The organism is Klebsiella sp. 18074 (assembly GCF_902705905.1).
Classification (GTDB): Bacteria; Pseudomonadota; Gammaproteobacteria; order Enterobacterales; family Enterobacteriaceae; genus Klebsiella; species Klebsiella terrigena.
The window spans coordinates 1-230 of the sequence record NZ_CACSIS010000115.1; the positions used below are offsets into that span (position 1 = coordinate 1).

Annotated in this window: 1 protein-coding gene; it reads right to left on the reverse strand. The window is 46.5% G+C overall.

The window, feature by feature from the left end; all coding sequences use genetic code 11:
- Positions 1 to 81: 81 nt before the first annotated feature.
- The coding region (locus GVK32_RS28800; protein ID WP_200842959.1) for a transposase at positions 82 to 230 on the reverse strand (149 nt) is incomplete at its 5' end.

Genomic DNA, 230 nt, shown 5'->3' on the forward strand with positions numbered 1-230 from the left:
GTAAAAAACCACCTGCATAGCAGGTGGCATTGAAAACGCCCCATAGGGGCGTACTAAGTCCAGACTCTGAGAGCCTTCCCTTCACACCTCTTTTAGAGGGAGCTGGCTCTCTTCAACTTCATGCTTTTCCTGATACTTCACATACTTTCTTATCATTTCTTCGTTTATACCTACGGTATCCACGCAGTAACCCCGTGCCCAAAAGTGATTTCCCCACAACTTGTTCTTCC